The organism is Escherichia sp. MOD1-EC7003 (genome assembly GCF_002965065.1).
Classification (GTDB): Bacteria; Pseudomonadota; Gammaproteobacteria; order Enterobacterales; family Enterobacteriaceae; genus Escherichia.
Genome location: NZ_PTRE01000035.1, coordinates 14,476 through 31,375, shown reverse-complemented (window position 1 = coordinate 31,375; position 16,900 = coordinate 14,476). Strand labels below are relative to the sequence as shown.

The following is a 16,900-nucleotide window of genomic DNA, read 5'->3' as shown; positions in this document are numbered from 1 at the left end:
ATAAGGAACTGAAACCAACTGTGGGTGATGAAACGGTTCTTTTTATTGATGGAGTCCATCAGAATCAGGCCACTAAAAACAGCTATGGCTGGATACGTAAAGGCCAGAAAAAATCAGTAAAAACAACAGGCAGCCGCACACGCCTGAATATCATGGGGGCGCTGGATCTGAAAGCCCCGGAACACCCGTTAATCTGCGAATATAAAACGATTAATGAGTACAATGTATCCCGTTTTTTCAATGAGATACGTAAGGTTTATCCTGATTATAACCAGAAAATCCACGTCATTCTGGATGGCGCAGGTTACCACCGTTCACAGTTAGTAAAAGACTGGGCAGAAGTGGTGAATATACAGCTCCATTCTCTCCCACCCTACAGTCCAAACCTGAATCCGATAGAACGAATGTGGAAATTAATGAACGAACATGCCCGGAATAATCGCTATTTCAGCAGTACGCGAGAGTTCAGGGACGCAATATTTGAATTTTTCAGTCATACGCTGCCGGGTATAGCGGATTCTCTGGCATCCCGAATAAACGATCACTTTCAGGTACTCAAACCCGCATCTTGAGGTTTATTGAGTATAAACACCAGAATTGACTGGTCTGGGTTAAAACGCCTCTCCCAAACTCAATTCCGGATACCCCAATAATATTACGCCATGCTGTGACAAATATCACACCCTACTCAATTTAAGGGTAAGGTAATAAGGCGAGTTTCCCCGCCTTTGGCGTCAGGGTGCCAGACGGTGGGCGATGGCGCGGAGCTGTTCCGCAATGGCCTGCAGATCTTTTCCCTGCTCGATTCGGGCGCCGCTGGAATGGCGTATCACCAGGCGCGCCGGCAGAATGGATGAGGTATGCGGCGCGCCGCTGGTGCTGGCGAGGATCCGCCGCACCGCCTCCTTCCCCTGCAGATCGAGATCCAGCGACACCGTACTCAACGACGGATAGAAAAAAGAGCTTTCGTAGGTATCGTCATAGCCAATGACGGACTTCTCACCCGGCACCGCCACCTGATGCTGATGGAAGGCGCTGAGCACCCCCAACGCCATCTGGTCATTACCTACCAGCACAGCGCTGAAATTGGGCGTTTCGCGCAGCATCTGCAGTGCACCGGCATAGCCGCTTTGCGCATCCCAGTTGCCGTGCAGGACGGTCACCGGCTTCAGACCGTAACCCTGCAAAGCCTCCAGCCAGCTTTTTAACCGGAGTCTGGCCGAGACTGAGCTGTCCGGCCCTGCCAGCAGCGCGATCTCCCTATGCCCCATCTCATAGAGATATTTGACGCTAGCCCGCGTGCCGTCCGCTGGGTTAAACGAAACGTTAAACACGGAGCTGTAAGGATCAACATCGAGAAACAGGCAGACGATATCATCGTTGTCAGCGGCGATTTTCTGCGCCTGTTCGGTCTCCAGTGGCACGTTGATAATGACTTTGTCCACTCGCTGAGATTTCAGCTCATTGATAGAATCCTGGATACTTTGGTTGACGCTCTCATCAATCATCGAAATCAGAACCTGATAACTTTCCAGATTGGCATAACGTTTTACCGCCGCCGCCACCTGGGAAGGCGCATGCCAGGCCAGCGAAATAGTCACCAGGCCGACCGTCTGACTCTCCTTTCCCACCAGTTGCTGCGCCAGCCGGTTTGGCACATAGCGTAATGCCTCTATCGATTTCTCCACCTTGCGGCGCGTCGCTTCGGATACATTGGCAGATTTGTTGAGTACCCTGGACACGGTCTGGTAAGAGACGCCCGCATGACGGGCTACGTCTTCCAGAGTAGCGCTTTTAGACTTCATGGTCCGGTTCCTTATGTTGTTATCTCATGATTGTAACAGGGGCCATTTAAAAAAACGCTCACCGCCACCTCACGCTGCAAAACACCACCTAAAAAAGTATTACGTTCACAATACAGTGAATTGTGAATCACCTCACCCATCGCGACAAAAACTAGTGTAATTATTTGCAGTTAGTCACACAATAATCATATCTCATTTGCCTGAAGTTACATTTAGGCTTTTTATGACATCAGTTATGTGAACGTAATACAAAATAATAAGAGGATAGAGATGAACACTACACTGCGCGCTCTTTCAGTCGCGTTAGCCGCTGCGCTAATTGCTCCTTCCGCGTTTGCAGCTTCCGCCGCGATCCCAACGATCGATTTCCATGGCTATATGCGCGCCGGGGTTGGGGTCTCCGGCGACGGTAGCGAAGCGGAATGGCAAAAAAATAAGCTGGGCCGTTTGGGGAACGAGTCGGATACCTATGGCGAGCTGGAGCTGGGCTCTGAAGTCTATAAGAAAGATGACGTCAGCTTCTATCTCGACAGTATGGTCAGCATGGTCTCCAACGGCTCTAACGATAATGAAACCACGCTGAACGATGATGCACAGTTCGGCTTACGTCAGTTGAACCTGCAGATAAAGGGGCTGATCCCTGGCGATCCAAATGCTGTGATCTGGGGCGGTAAACGTTACTACCAGCGCCATGATCTGCATATCATCGATACCAAATACTGGAACATTTCCGGCTCCGGAGCCGGGGTGGAAAACTACACCCTCGGCCCGGGCGCAGTCTCGCTGGCGTGGATCCGCGGCGATGCCAACGATGTTGACTATCGCGTCGATGGCGACAGCAACGTCAATATCAACTATATCGATTTACGCTACGCGGGCTGGAAGCCGTGGGCGGGCTCGTGGACCGAATTCGGTATCGACTACGCGATGCCAAACACCACGAAAAAACAGGATAGCTACGGCGGACTGTACGATGCTGACAACGGCGTCATGCTGACCGGTGAAATCAGTCAGGATATGCTGGGTGGCTATAACAAAACCGTGCTGCAGTACGCCAACAAAGGCCTGGCGCAGAACATGGTCTCCCAGGGCGGCGGCTGGTACGATATGTGGAACTACGTGAATGACGCCACCGGTTATCGCGTGATTAACACCGGCCTGATCCCGATTACTGAGAAGTTCTCTATCAACCACGTTCTGACCTGGGGCTCGGCAGATGACATTACCGACTATACCGACAAAACGCGGATGCTGTCGCTGGTCGCCCGCGGGCAGTACCAGTTCACCGACTACGTGCGCCTGATTGGCGAAGTCGGCGGTTTCTATCAGAAAGACAGCTACAACAATGGCACCAGCTACAAACAGGCAGGTGAGAAATACACCATTGCGTTGGGCCTGGCGGACGGGCCAGACTTTATGTCACGTCCGGAATTACGCATTTTTGCTTCATATTTGAATGATTCCGAAGATGGTAAACCGTTTGAAGACCAAACGGCGAATAATACCTGGAATTTCGGCGTGCAGGTTGAGGCCTGGTGGTAATCGCGCACGGCTAAAACTCATACGTTATTTTTATCTCCTGCTGTAAGACAGTTAATTATCTTCCGGTAAACTTTATTGCCACTGCTGTCTTTGTCTTATTTTCGGGATAACCTGTTTTCAGGTTATCCCGTTTTATTTATTTCCGGGCGGCAAAATGTTCATCCAGAAGCTGACGCAGCGCATCGGACTGTTTACCGAAAATAGCATGCACCTGCTGACCAAGAATAATAACCCCCAGCGCGCCCTGCTGCTGTAATGCGTCCGTATCTACGTCTGCAAGATGACGAACTGTCACACGCAGACGCGTAATACAGGCATCCACTTGCGTAATATTCGCTTCGCCGCCGAAGGCCTGAATAAGCGCCTCGATTTGCCGTTTTTCCGCCTCGCTTAATGGCTGTGCCGGACGCGCAGGGGAGAAATAGTGCAGGAAGGATTTTAAACTCACCATAATAAACTCCAGGTTTAAGATAAAAAAAAGCCTGCTCGTCAGAGCAGGCGTGGAAAAGAAGAAATTACGCGTGACGACGGAGAATACGGCAATCCCATGCCGACAGGGTCAGTGGAGCCGACACCGCCGCGTCGGTCAGGCAATCCCAATACCCTTGCGGCAGGGTCAGGGTATGGTTTTGGGCGCTGTAGTTCTGCAGGAAGATAAATGCGTTGTCACCGTCGGTGCGCGCAGTAGCCACCACGCCGGGTGGTAACTTCGTCGCAATCGCCCGCGGCAGGGCCAGCTCCTTGCTCAGGGCGGTAAAGAAATCGCGCTGGAAGGCTAAATCGTTGCGGGAGGCCACATGCCAGGCTTTGCCTTTCCCGAACTCGTTCACCGTCACAGCCGGCCGTCCGGCATAAAAATCATCCCGGTAGGTGGCCAGCGCCTGGGCGCTCTCGGTATGGATCAGTTCGCAGAGATGGCGCACCTGATAAGGCCCCTGCAGACCGCACTGATTCCCGGCAAGTCCCTGCACCAGATTAAACTCGCCGTCATTCAGGCAGTCGATCTCTTCCGCCCAGATCCCCAGCAGATTGCGCAGCGGGCCCGGGAAGCCGCCGAGATAGCAGAGATCAGACTCATTGACGATGCCGGTCCAGTAAGTGGTCACCAGGTGGCCGCCGTTGGCGACAAACGCCTCCACCCGCCCGGCAAAGCCGTCGCGCACCATATATAACATTGGGGCAATCACTAACTGGTACGGCGTTAAATCAACATCGGCGTCAATCACATCGACGGCGATGCCCTGCTCCCAGAACGGGCGGTAGTGCTCGTTGACCGTCTTCTCATATTCCATCCCAAGATTGCGCGGCCCCTGGGCGTCATCCAGCGCCCAGCGGTTCTGCTGGTCGAAGATAATCGCTACTTTCGCCTCGGTGCGACAGCCCCTCACCTCCGGCAGCTTACTGAGGATCTCGCCGAGCTGGCAGACTTCGCGGCCAATGCGAGTGTCAATATGTCCGACGTGGTCGACCACTGCGCCGTGAAATTTCTCAACCGAACCGCGGCTTTTCCGCCACTGGAAATACTGCACCGAGTCGGCGCCATGCGCCACCGCCTGCAGCGAGGAGAGAATATGCATTCCTGGCTTCTTCAGTTTGCTGGTCGGCTGCCAGTTGGTGGCGCCCGGTGTGGACTCCATCAGCACAAATGGCTTGCCGCCCTTCAGGCTGCGCATCATATCGTGATACATCGCGGTGTAGCAGGCCAGCGCAGTTTCGTCTTTATCGCGGTGCCACATCGGATAGCTATCCCAGGAGATGAAATCCAGCGCCTCCGCCAGCTGCCAGTAATCGTAATCGTAGAAATATTCCATAAAATTGGTGGTCACTGGCAGAGCGGCATTCGCCGCTTTCAGCGGGGCAATTTCATGGCGGCAAAAATCGGTCACCTGAGCGGTGTTAAAGCGATGCCAGTCAAGATTGAGACCGTGGATCGACACCTCGCCCTGCGGCGCAGGCGATTCAATCTGCGACCAGTCGGTATAGGTATGGCTCCAGAAGGTACTCCACCAGGCATGGTTGAGATTCTCCAGGGTCTGGTAACGCGCCTTCAGCCAGTCGCGAAAACGGTTCTGGCAGAGATCGCAATGGCACTCACCGCCATATTCGTTGGAAATATGCCAGCCCAGCACCGCCGGGTGTGAGGAATAACGTTCTGCCAGCAGGCTATTGATTTTCAGGGTCTTCTCGCGATAGACCGGCGACGACATACAATGATTGTGACGACCGCCGTGCAGGGCCGGCACCCGATCGCGCCCCACCCGCAGAACCTGCGGATAGCGTTGCGACATCCACGCCGGACGCGCGCCGCTCGGCGTGGCCAGAAAAACATGTATACCGGCGGCATACAGTTTATCCAGAATAGTGTCCAGCCAGGCGAAATCAAAGACCCCTTCGCGTGGCTCAAGTTTCGCCCAGCTAAATATTCCCACCGACATCACATTGCATTTTGCCTGCTGCATCATGGCAATGTCTTTATCAATAATATCGGGGTCATTCTCCCATTGCTCCGGATTATAATCCGCGCCATGCAGCAGCGTATTAACCTTCGGATGTAAAGGTGCAAATTTATTCATAATAAACTTCCTGAAAAGAACGACAAAAAATCAATTAAATACTTTTACCGACGGCAATACTTTTCCCTGACAATCAAATAGCGCCTGATTTTCACGCGCATTACCCTCTTTCCACTCGTCATGGATATATTTCATTCCCGCCGGCGTGGCCCAGGTATTTCCCGGCACGGCAATCCATGTTGGTTCCCAATAGAAAATACCTTTACCACGCTGGTCAGGCACATTAACCACCGCCTGCATTAAATCGTGAATATAGTTATATTGCCCCTGTACGGTGGCGGGATATCCCCCATCCTTTTCTTCTTTCGCCCGGAAACTATTTTCCGCATTATCGCAATTTGCCAGGGTATAGGCATAGGCCGCCTCGACGACGATGACGTCTTTGTTATAGCGTTTGCTGATGTCATCCATGTTGGCCTTCAGGGCGCTGATCGGGCCATTCCAGTAGGTGTACATCGACAGCCCAATCACGTCATACGGCACATGGCGTTTATCAATCTCATCAAACCACCAGCGGAAGGTATCGTTTTTGGTCCCTTCAGCGAGATGCAGCATGATTTTCACCTGCTCGCCGTTGTGCAGGTTCTCCTTCAGGCCATCGATAGCCGCGTTCAGCAGGCCAGCCAGCCGGTCGAATTCTCCGCCACCCTGCCCCCAGCTTTTCCCTTCCGGCCACAGGATGCCGCCGTTGATTTCATTGCCAATCTGCACCATATCCGGCAGCACGCCCGCCTGCTTAAAGCGGGCGATGGTATCGCGGGTATAGTCATGAATCGCCGTTTTCAGCTGCGGGTAATCCATCTTTTCCCAGGCTTTTGGCTTGAACTGCTTGCCGGGATCGGTCCAGAAATCACTGTAGTGAAAATCAAGCAGCAACTTCATCCCCTGGGCTTTCGCCCGCTTCACCAGCGCTAGGGTGGTGGACAGATCATTGTTCCCACCGCCATAGTCCTCGCCGCTCGCCGATTGCGGATCCACCCACAGACGGAGGCGGACATAGTTGACGCCGTTCTCTTTCAGAATGGCGATCGGATCCTTGCGCTGATTATTCTGATCGTAGAATGTCGCCCCGTGCTTTTCGGCGTCCAGCAGCGTGGAGATATCCGCGCCTTTGATAAAATCTGCCGGCATGCCTTGAAAGGCGCGGGTTTCAAGCGCGTCCGCGGCCAGAGAAGAGGTGGAGAAACTGCATGCCAGACAAACCGCAAGCCATGCGAGGGTGAATCTTTTCATATGCTTATCCTTTAGTACTGCCCGAGGTCAGGCCGGAGACGAAGTATTTTTGTAACGCCAGGTAGAGGATCGCCACCGGTACGGCGATCAGCACCGCCCCCGCCGCGTAGGTGGTGTAGCTGGCACCCATTTTTTGCGCCACCAGGTTATACAGACCGATAGGCAGCGTGTATTTATCCGGGGTACGCAGGATGGTGCTGGAGAGGATGAAATCCCCCAGCGGCCCAGTGAACGAGAACAGCGCCACCACCGCGAGGATCGGCCTCGACAACGGCATGATGATCTCGATAAAGATGCGAAAGCTGCTGGCGCCGTCCATGCGAGCGGACTCATCCAGGTCTTTGGGGATCGCGTCGAGATACCCTTTCATCAGCCAGGTATTCATCGGAATCATCCCCCCGACGTAGATCAGTACCAATGCCAGATGGCTGTTAATCAGGCCAAGCAGTTGCGACAGGACAAAGATCGCAATCAGCGCAGAAAACTGCGGGATCATCTGCAGCAGCAGGAACAGCATCAGCCCGTTCTGCCGCCCTTTAAAGCGGAAGCGGGAGAAGGCGTAAGCGGTAAAGCTGACACTAATCAGGGTCAGCACCATGGTCAGGAAGCTGATTTTCATCGAGTTCCAGTACCAGGTGAGGTAATTCACATTGCCATTGAACAGATCGGCATAGTGCTGGAACGACACATTTTCCGGAATGATTGAGGTACTGAGCAGGCTATTGCCGGCGTTCAGCGACGCCCCGACCGTCCAGACCAACGGATAGATAATCACCACCGAGACCAGGATGACCACCAGCCATGTGAGAGAGAGTCGGATCCACTTTTCGCGTTTAATACTGGGTGATTGAGCCATGTTGCTTCCCTTACGCCATGTCGTCATTTTTGAAGGATTTGGTGGCGCGGAACTGCCACAGCGCCAGGCCGACGACAAAGATTGACAGCAGGATCGTGATGGTCGCCGCGATGGCGTACTGCGACGAGGACATCGTCAGCTTATAGATCCACGACACCAGAATATCCGTCCCGCCGGCGTTAGAACCCGCCACCGCAGGGCCGCCGTTGTTGAACAGGTAAATGATGTTGAAATTATTAAAGTTGAAGGTGTACTGGGTGATGATGATCGGCGCGATCGCGTACAACACCAGCGGCAGAGTGATGGTGCGCAGACGGGTAAACGCGCTGGCGCCGTCCATCGTTGCGGCTTCATACAGATCGTCCGGGATCGCCTGCAGCACGCCAGTGGTCATGGCAAACACAAACGGGAAGCCAAGCCAGGTCTGCATCATGATCAGCGCCGTTTTGGTCCAGAACGGATCGGTGAGCCATGCCTTCGGACTGATGCCGAAGAATGAAAGGATCGCGTTGTTGATGACCCCAAAGGAGTCGTTGAACATCCCGGCAAAGACGAGGATGGTGACAAACCCCGGCACCGCCCACGGCAAAATAAAGATGGTGCGGATCAGCAGCTTAAAGCGCAGATCTTTTTGGTTGACCAGAATCGCCAACAACACGCCCACCGTACACTGCAGGGTGGTCGCCAGCAGCGTCCATACTACGGTCCACTGCAGCACATCCAGGAAGGTGGAGCGCCAGATGGAGAGGGTGAAAATATTGACGAAGTTTTTCAGCCCCACCCAGTCAACCAGCTTCGCTGGCGGCGTGTGGTACAGGTTGTAGTTGGTGAAAGCGATGGCAAAACCAAACAGAATCGGAAAGATCACCACAAAGACTAGCAAAATAAAGCCCGGGGTGATCATCAGGTACGGAAAGCCGTCGCTCAGCAGCATCTGGTACTGCTTACGCACGCTGTTGAGGGCGATCCCCCCATCACGTTTTTTACCGTTGAGCCACGCATCACGTAGCGAGAGGAAATAGATCAGCACGCCAAAGGCGACGATCAGCACGCTGATAATCCCCTCGGCTAACAGGAAGATAGAGTTATCGCGCGGTACCTCCTCGCCCAGGGTATATAGCCCCCACAGCCCCTCGCGCAGGAAATCATAAAAAATACCCAGAAAGCTGCTCAGCAGCACCAGGAAGACCAGCCCTTTCAGCCACTGGCGATGATAAAACTGACCGAAACCCGGCACGATTGCCAACAGCAGGCCGCACCACGCATGCCGCCCGGGCCCGCGCGCGTCGCTAAAATTTTCGCTGGAATGGATGCTCACACTCAACTCCTTCTACAAACGGGAGGCCCCCTCCCGCTCGGTGACTTCACGTAACGGTGAATTACTGATTGCTGGCCTGCATTGCTTCGATCTGCATCGTGATCTGTTTCACCGCGTTATCAAGCGCGGCCTGCGGCGCCTGCTTGCCGGTGAGGCTCAGTTCAAGCGCGGCATTGATCGGCCCCCACACTTCCCCCATCTCCGGAATGCCCGGCATCGCCACCGCCCGCGCCGACTGGATAGCAACGGCGCTGGCCTTTTGGTCGTTTTTAATCGCCGGATCGTCAATCATCGCCTTCAGCGGCGGAATTTCGCCGGTGGCGACATAGCGGTCTTTCACATACTGCGGCTGGTTGATGAACTCGATAAACTGTTGCGCCAGCGCTTTGTCTTTACTCCAGGTCGATACCACATAACCTTTGACGCCCAGGAAGGAGCTCATCGGCTTGCCGTCCGGCAGGGTCGGCAGCGGCGCCACGCCATAGTTAATGCCAGCGGCTTCATACGGCTGGAAGGCCCAGGGCCCATTGATCACTGCCGCCGCTTTTTTCTCAGTAAACAGCGAATCGATAGCATTCAGCCCGTTATCGCCGAGGATCCCCGCCGGAAAGACCTTCTCGGCATAGAATTTTTTCAGGAAGGTGACGGCTTCCACGGCGCCGGGGGTATTGAGGCCCACCTGCTGCGGGTTAAAGCCGCCGCTGTCGTTTTTAGCAAAGATATAGCCGCCCATCGGGCCGATCGCCCCCCAGCTGTAGTAGATCTGGTCAAACTTGGCGAGCAGGCCGTATTTGTTCTGCTCCCGCTGGGTTTTCGAGTAGTCCAGCCAGGCCTGCAGGCTGTCCAGCGGCTTGTCGATCAGGTCCTTGTTGTAGATAAGCACCAGAGTTTCCACCGCCTTCGGGATCCCATACAGCGCGTTGTCCATGCGGAAGGCATTGATGGAGGCTGGCGTAAAGGCATCCTGTTTCGCCTGATCGACGCTGAGCGGCGAGAGAAGTCCCTGAACCACGGCGCCGCCGAGCTGGTCATTCGGGATCACCAGCACGTCCGGCCCAATGCCCGCCGGCCCGTCGAGACGCAGTTTTTCCAACTGCTGGGCATAAGGCATCTCCTGCAGATTGACCTTCACGTTGTACTGCTTTTCAAAATCGCTAACCGCGGTTTTAATACCCGCGGATTTCTTAATGTCTTCCCAGACGTTGAGCTGCCCTGCGGCGTGCGCCTGCAGGCTGGTGAGTTGCCCCGCCGCCAGGGTGGTAAGGATTAGTGCAGCAAGCGTGTTCTTTTTCATTATCAACCTCATGTGAAGGTATAACAATTTAATGGTTTTTATGTGACTTACGTCTACCAGTTAGAAAAACAAATCATTTCAAACTGCCGTATTACATGGGAAATATGTTCTGATTCGCTTTTGTTATACGCTACGCTTTGATCGTTGATAAAACTACCATAAGCTGCCAGTTGTGTGATCATCATTGCAGAAATGAAACGTCCCTGTATGGCGCAAAATCCGCGGAAGTTATAGTCAAACCATGACTTTACTGCTGTTGAACATCGTCACACCGATTTGTTACACGTAATACAAATCATGCTCAACACAGTGACAAACCAACGGCAAATAACAGCTACTCACTCCGGAGAATGTGGATGTCCAATATACGACTGAGGAATGTCACCAAAAGGTTCGGCAGCACGGTGACGCTGCACCAGGTCAATCTCGATATTGAAGATGGCGAGTTTGCCGTTTTCGTCGGCCCCTCCGGCTGTGGAAAATCGACGCTGCTGCGCATGATTGCCGGGCTGGAAGAGGTCAGCGAAGGAGAAGTGCTGATCGGCGATGAGGTAATGAATGATGTAGTGCCCGCCCGCCGCGGCGTGGCAATGGTCTTCCAGTCTTATGCACTCTATCCGCATATGACCGTGGCGGAGAATATGGGCTACGGGCTGAAGGTGAATAAAGTGCCGAAGGAGGAGATCCGCCGCCAGGTGGAAATGGTGGCCAAAACCCTGCAGCTCTCGCACCTGCTGGACCGTAAACCGAAGCAGCTCTCCGGCGGCCAACGGCAGCGCGTGGCCATTGGCCGCGCGATCGTACGTAATCCCCGGGTGTTTATGTTCGATGAGCCGCTCTCTAACCTTGATGCGGAGCTGCGCGTCGATATGCGCCTACATATTGCCCGTCTGCACCAAGAACTGAAAACCACCATGGTGTATGTTACACATGATCAGGTGGAAGCGATGACCTTGGCCGATAAAATCGTGGTGATGAACTACGGGAAGGTCGAACAAATGGGTTCGCCGATGGCGCTGTATTACAATCCGGTCAACAAATTCGTCGCCGGCTTTATCGGCTCGCCGAAGATGAACTTTTTGCCGGCCGTCGTCAGCGACTGGCAGCCGGAACGCTTAACGATCACCCTCGCGCAGGACCATCAGCTGACCCTGAATATCGCCACCCAACCGCTGAAGCCCGGCGCTGCGGTAACGTTGGGGATCCGGCCAGAACACCTCACTCCGGAAGTCACTACTGGTACGGTGGTGGAGTTTCAATGTGAAGTGGTGGAACGTCTGGGTAACAATACCTACCTGTTTGGCCAATGCTACGGCCACGATAACGTCAAGGTTTTGCTGCCCGGCGACGTCCATTTCCGCCCGTGGCAGAAGATTAATCTGGCCTTCGATGAGCGCTTCTGCATGGTCTTTGATGAGAACGATCTGCGCATCAGCGCCGACATCACGGCGCCGGACGCGCACTAAGCCAACATTTTTGTCATCTACGCTGCGTATGTTAGAGTCTATCTTGGCTCTGAGGAATCTCTAGAAATGCGCGAGTAAACAAAGGCAGGCATAGGGTTTTGTGATTTACTGATTTGTGCTATCAATTCAGGGAGATCAACTCTATGCCTACTCGTCATGTATGTCAGAATTTTTTTCGGGCCAGACGCTTGATGCGGGTTCTCAGCGTCAGGTTGTTACGTTCAATACGCTGAGTGAATATTTTGCCCGTCAGATGCTTCTCCTTCGGCACTTCTCTGGCATAACTGCCCCAGTCATCGCGGGTTATCATGCCGGTATTAAACGGCGCGAGCAGCGCCAGAAGTTCGCGGCAGGTTTCATCCGTGCGTGGGCCAAACGTATAAGCCAGAACACCGCCTGTTTTGGTGTTGTATGCGTACCAGAGCCAGTGCTGCCGGGCTTTACTGCCGACAAAGCTCCATTGCTCATCAAGTTCGCAGATAAGGGCCACGTCTGCATGAGCGACCGGGGTCGACAACTGGCAACAGCCAGTTGGACAGTCCGAGAACGCAGTGAACGGGCTGCCCGCAGAATCCCCCCCCTCATAACTCGGTTGCTGTAACTGACGCTCCAGCCGTTTTTCCTGTTTCGCTTTCATCGGTGTCGAAATCAGTCTGTCCAGTGACATGAACAGTCCCCCATCCCCTGCATCCACCACTTTCACGCCGAGTGCAATGACCAATTTTTACATACAGATTTGTGAGACAAATTGCAATAATTGATACACAGAACAAATATAATTTTTAGTTATATATAATAAAAGGAGGTTATATGAGCATTAGTCGGCGTAATTTCTTACGCGGGGTGGGGATCGGCTGTTCTGCCTGTGCTCTGGGGAGTTTTCCACCAGGAGCGCTTGCGCGTAATCCGGTCCAAAACCTCACTGGTAAAGCGAGCCTGACGCCCAGTCTGTGTGAAATGTGTTCGTTTCGCTGCCCCATTCAGGCGCAGGTAATAAATAATAAGACCGTCTTTATCCAGGGAAATCCCCATGCGCCTCAACAGGGAACGCGGGTCTGCGCCAGAGGTGGCAGTGGCGTCAGCCTCGTTAACGATCCGCATCGAATAGTCAAGCCGATGAAACGCAGCGGTCCGCGAGGCAGCGGAGAGTGGCAGACCATTAGCTGGCAGCAGGCATACAGTGAAATTGCCGCCAAAATGATGGCGATTAAGCAGCAGCATGGCCCGGAAGCCGTTGTCTTCTCTTCTAAATCTGGTTCTCTGTCCAGCCATCTCTTCCATCTGGCGACCGCGTTTGGTTCGCCGAATACCTTTACCCACGCTTCCACCTGTCCGGCAGGGAAAGCCATTGCGGCAAAAGTGATGATGGGAGGCGATCTGGCGATGGATATCGTCAATACCCGTTATCTGGTGTCGTTTGGTCACAACCTTTATGAAGGGATTGAGGTCGCAGATACTCATGAGTTGATGACCGCGCAGGAGAAGGGAGCCAAAATGGTCAGCTTTGACCCGCGTCTGTCTATTTTCTCCAGCAAAGCCGATGAATGGCACGCAATCCGCCCCGGCGGTGATTTGCCAGTGCTGATGGCGATGTGCCACGTGATGATTAAGGAAAATCTTTATGACGCCGCCTTCATTGAGCGGTACACCACAGGCTTTAGCCAGCTGAGTGATGCCGTTGCCAACGCGACCCCACAGTGGGCACAAAAGCTGGCCGATGTTCCCGCCGAGGTGATTGTCAGAGTAACTCGCGAAATGGCGGCATGCGCACCGCGTGCCATCGTTAGCCCAGGCCATCGCGCGACTTTCTCGCAGGAAGAAATTGATATGCGCCGGATGATTTTTACGCTCAATGCGCTGCTCGGCAACATTGAGCGCGAAGGTGGCCTGTATCAGAAAAAAGCGGCGGCGACCTACAATAAGCTGGCGGGGGAAAAAGTCGCCCCGGTGCTGGCGAAACCTGATGTAAAAAATATGCCGAAGCCGAAGGCGCAGCGGATCGATTTGGTTGCGCCGCAATTCAAATACATCGCCGCAGGTGGCGGCGTGGTACAAAGCATTATCGACTCGGTGCTCAATCAGACGCCTTATCCCGTTAAAGGCTGGATCATGTCACGGCATAACCCTTTCCAGACGGTAACTTGCCGTCCGGATCTGGTCAAAACGGTTGAGCGACTGGATCTGGTGGTTAGCTGCGATGTTTATCTCAGTGAAAGCGCGGCCTACGCCGACTATCTGCTGCCAGAATGCACCTACCTTGAACGTGATGAAGAAGTTACGGACATGTCGGGTCTGCATCCGGCGTATGCGTTGCGCCAGCAGGTGGTAGAACCCGTTGGTGAAGCGCGCCCCAGCTGGCAAATCTGGAAGGAGCTGGGTCAACAGTTGGGGCTTGGGCAATACTATCCGTGGCAGGATATGCAAACCCGACAGCTATATCAGCTCAACGGCGATCACACACTGGCCGCCGCTCTTCGTGAAAAGGGCTACCTTGAATGGGGCGTTCCACTGTTGCTGCGCGAGGCAGAGTCTGTGCAGCAGTTTACTGCCCGTTACCCTAATGCGTTGCCCGCGGACAGTGATAATACTTATGGCGAACATCTGCGTTTTAAATCTCCGTCAGGAAAAATTGAACTCTATTCAGAAACGCTGGAAGAATTGTTACCCGGCTACGGCGTGCCGCGCGCGCGCAACTTTACTCTGAAACGCGACGATGAACTCTATTTCATTCAGGGCAAGGTGGCGGTGCATACCAACGGCGCGACCCAGTACGTCCCTTTGCTCAGCGAACTGATGTGGGACAATGCGGTTTGGATCCACCCGCAAACGGCGAGCGCCAAAGACATTAAAAATGGTGATGAAATCTGGCTGCAAAACGCAACAGGCAAAGAGAAAGGCAGAGCGCTGGTCACGTCGGCGATACGTCCGGACACGGTGTTCGTCTATATGGGATTTGGCGCCAAGGCCGGGGCAAAAACGGCGGCGACTACCCACGGGATCCATTGCGGCAATTTACTTCCGCACGTTACCAGCCCGGTTTCCGGGACGGTAGTGCATACCGCTGGCGTCACACTTAGCCGCGCATGAACAGGGAGAAGATCATGAAGCATATTGCAAACCAGTACGTCATGTTACATGACGAGAAACGCTGCATTGGCTGCCAAGCCTGCACTGTTGCCTGTAAGGTTCTTAACGAGGTGCCGGAGGGATTTAGCCGCGTGCAGGTACAAATTCGTGCACCGGAAACGACATCGCAGGCGTTGTCTCATTTCCAGTTTGTTCGGGTCTCTTGTCAACATTGTGAAGACGCGCCCTGCGTTTCCGTGTGTCCGACCGGAGCCTCGTTCCGTGATGAAAACGGCATTGTGCAGGTGGATAAATCACGCTGTATCGGCTGCGACTATTGCGTTGCGGCGTGTCCGTTCCACGTTCGTTACCTCAACCCAACCACCGGAAAGGCCGATAAGTGTAACTTCTGCGCCGATACCCGGCTGAAAGAGGGGCTGGAACCAGCCTGCGTCTCGGTTTGCCCGACGGATGCCTTGACCTTTGGTCGGCTCGATGATCCGCAGATTCAAACGTGGATCGCGCAAAAATCAGTCTATCGTCAGCAGGAAAAACGCAGCGGCGAGGTCAGCCTGTACAGACGTAAAGAACTGCATCAGGAGGGGAATGTATGAATACGACATGGGGAGCGGAACTGCATTACACGCCGGACTACTGGCCGCTGTGGTTGATGGTCGCGGGGCTGGTGGTCGTGTTGATGATTGCCGGACTGATCGTTCACGCCTTATTGCGCCGCATGCTGGCACCCAAAAACCTGGAGGGAGAAGAACAGCGCGACTATCTGTATTCGCTGGCCATTCGCCGCTGGCACTGGGGCAACGCACTGCTGTTTATTCTGCTGCTGGTCAGTGGTTTATGCGGACACTTTTCTCTCGGCCCCGTCGCGCTGATGGTGCAGTTACATACCTGGTGCGGCTTTGCTCTGGTCGTATTTTGGTTAGGGTTTGTGGCGATTAACGCCACGACAGGCAACGGTCGGCACTATCGGGTGCAGCCGAAAGGGCTGGTGGATCGCTGCTGGCGTCAGACGCGTTTTTATCTGTACGGCATTATGAAAGGTGAGCCTCATCCTTTTGCTGCCACACAGGAAAATAAGTTTAACCCGCTGCAACAGCTGGCTTATCTGGCGATTATGTATCTGTTGCTGCCGTTGCTCATCATCACAGGTCTGTTGGCGCTTTATCCACAGATTGTCGGCGCTGGCCCTATTATTCTGCTGCTGCATATGGTGCTGGCGATGGTGGGGCTGCTGTTTATCTGTGCGCATATTTATCTGTGTACGTTGGGAGATACCCCGGGGCAGATTTTTCGTAGCATGATTGATGGCTATCATCGCCATCGTCATCACGCGATGCAAACGGAATCGCGTACGCGTAAAGGTAAAGCCGCCTGACAGGGACTACCTTTGTGGAAACGGAATAAACGACGCGGTGAACTGAGCGGCTTCCAGGATGATGAAGCCGTGCCCCTGTGCAACAAAATAAATGGAAGCGTACAGCGAGAGCCGTATTGACAGGGATGTCATCAGCCTTTTGGGCTGCCGCCAGTCAATGCCCTCAAGGAGCATAGCCAGCGGTGCCGTGAAGAAGAAAAAATCCGCGCCATTGAGCTTTATTTCAAATATACCGGGAAGCTTGCCCCGTCGTACTCGAGCTGGGCTACCCTTCGAAAAGAAATCTGCGACGTTGGATCCGCTCATGGGAAGCTGGTGGCAGAGTAAAAGAATCTATTCGTCATAAGCCCCGAC

At 53.8% G+C, this 16,900-nt stretch carries 13 protein-coding genes and 3 pseudogenes; 7 read left to right on the top strand and 9 right to left on the bottom strand.

All coding sequences use genetic code 11. From position 1 onward, the window contains the following. On the top strand, positions 1–572 hold a 572-nt coding region (locus A7090_RS06745), incomplete at its 5' end, for an IS630 family transposase (RefSeq protein WP_123056932.1). A 162-nt stretch (positions 573–734) separates the two neighbouring features. On the opposite strand, the gene A7090_RS06740 is transcribed toward A7090_RS06745, so the two are convergent. Continuing rightward, the gene (locus tag A7090_RS06740; protein ID WP_105273435.1) at positions 735–1,805 is read right to left on the bottom strand and encodes a LacI family DNA-binding transcriptional regulator; all 1,071 of its coding nucleotides are present in this window, start codon (positions 1,803–1,805) and stop codon (positions 735–737) included. A gap of 270 nt (positions 1,806–2,075) precedes the next feature. Between A7090_RS06740 and A7090_RS06735 the strand changes: the two genes are divergently transcribed. Beyond that, a complete protein-coding gene (locus A7090_RS06735; protein ID WP_105273434.1) occupies positions 2,076–3,347 on the top strand; it encodes a maltoporin in 1,272 nt (423 codons plus the stop codon). 136 nt (positions 3,348–3,483) lie between these two features. Here A7090_RS06735 and A7090_RS06730 read toward each other — a convergent pair whose 3' ends face one another. The 6 genes from A7090_RS06730 to A7090_RS06705 all read right to left on the bottom strand — a co-directional run bounded on the left by A7090_RS06730 (position 3,484) and on the right by A7090_RS06705 (position 10,621). Then, positions 3,484–3,798, bottom strand: coding sequence for a glucose PTS transporter subunit EIIB (locus A7090_RS06730; RefSeq protein ID WP_105273433.1), 315 nt, complete (start codon positions 3,796–3,798; stop codon positions 3,484–3,486). A 64-nt stretch (positions 3,799–3,862) separates the two neighbouring features. After that, positions 3,863–5,920 carry a beta-galactosidase gene (locus A7090_RS06725; RefSeq protein WP_105273432.1) on the bottom strand — a complete coding sequence of 686 codons (2,058 nt, stop codon included), beginning with the start codon at positions 5,918–5,920 and terminating at the stop codon, positions 3,863–3,865. Positions 5,921–5,950: 30 nt separating this feature from the next. Then, on the bottom strand, positions 5,951–7,153 hold the full coding sequence (locus tag A7090_RS06720) for a glycoside hydrolase family 53 protein (RefSeq protein WP_105273431.1): 1,203 nt from the start codon (positions 7,151–7,153) through the stop codon (positions 5,951–5,953). A gap of 4 nt (positions 7,154–7,157) precedes the next feature. Then, positions 7,158–8,009 (bottom strand): sugar ABC transporter permease, encoded by an 852-nt coding sequence (locus A7090_RS06715; RefSeq protein ID WP_000079398.1) that lies wholly within the window; start codon positions 8,007–8,009, stop codon positions 7,158–7,160. A 10-nt stretch (positions 8,010–8,019) separates the two neighbouring features. Continuing rightward, positions 8,020–9,327 (bottom strand): carbohydrate ABC transporter permease, encoded by a 1,308-nt coding sequence (locus A7090_RS06710; RefSeq protein WP_105273430.1) that lies wholly within the window; start codon positions 9,325–9,327, stop codon positions 8,020–8,022. A gap of 61 nt (positions 9,328–9,388) precedes the next feature. Further along, positions 9,389–10,621, bottom strand: a complete 1,233-nt coding sequence (locus A7090_RS06705) for a maltodextrin ABC transporter substrate-binding protein (RefSeq protein ID WP_105273429.1) — start codon at positions 10,619–10,621, stop codon at positions 9,389–9,391. A 356-nt stretch (positions 10,622–10,977) separates the two neighbouring features. Between A7090_RS06705 and A7090_RS06700 the strand changes: the two genes are divergently transcribed. After that, positions 10,978–12,087 carry an ABC transporter ATP-binding protein gene (locus A7090_RS06700; RefSeq protein ID WP_105273428.1) on the top strand — a complete coding sequence of 370 codons (1,110 nt, stop codon included), beginning with the start codon at positions 10,978–10,980 and terminating at the stop codon, positions 12,085–12,087. Positions 12,088–12,259: 172 nt separating this feature from the next. Here A7090_RS06700 and A7090_RS06695 read toward each other — a convergent pair. Both A7090_RS06695 and A7090_RS26140 read right to left on the bottom strand, forming a co-directional pair. Continuing rightward, positions 12,260–12,601: pseudogene (locus A7090_RS06695) on the bottom strand (IS1 family transposase); the annotation flags it as partial. Between the two features lie 69 nt (positions 12,602–12,670). Continuing rightward, a pseudogene (locus tag A7090_RS26140) lies at positions 12,671–12,808 on the bottom strand (AAA family ATPase); the annotation flags it as partial. Positions 12,809–12,897: 89 nt separating this feature from the next. Between A7090_RS26140 and phsA the strand changes: the two are divergent. The 4 genes and pseudogenes from phsA to A7090_RS26135 form a co-directional block, all read left to right on the top strand. Beyond that, a complete protein-coding gene (gene phsA / locus A7090_RS06690; protein ID WP_105273427.1) occupies positions 12,898–15,174 on the top strand; it encodes a thiosulfate reductase PhsA in 2,277 nt (758 codons plus the stop codon). A gap of 14 nt (positions 15,175–15,188) precedes the next feature. Further along, positions 15,189–15,767 carry a thiosulfate reductase electron transport protein PhsB gene (gene phsB / locus A7090_RS06685; protein WP_105273426.1) on the top strand — a complete coding sequence of 193 codons (579 nt, stop codon included), beginning with the start codon at positions 15,189–15,191 and terminating at the stop codon, positions 15,765–15,767. Beyond that, the gene (gene phsC, locus A7090_RS06680) at positions 15,764–16,546 is read left to right on the top strand and encodes a thiosulfate reductase cytochrome B subunit (RefSeq protein WP_105273425.1); all 783 of its coding nucleotides are present in this window, start codon (positions 15,764–15,766) and stop codon (positions 16,544–16,546) included. Before phsB ends, phsC begins: the two co-directional genes overlap by 4 nt. A gap of 144 nt (positions 16,547–16,690) precedes the next feature. Further along, positions 16,691–16,899 (top strand): annotated as a pseudogene (locus A7090_RS26135) (hypothetical protein); the annotation flags it as partial. Position 16,900: the final 1 nt, after the last annotated feature.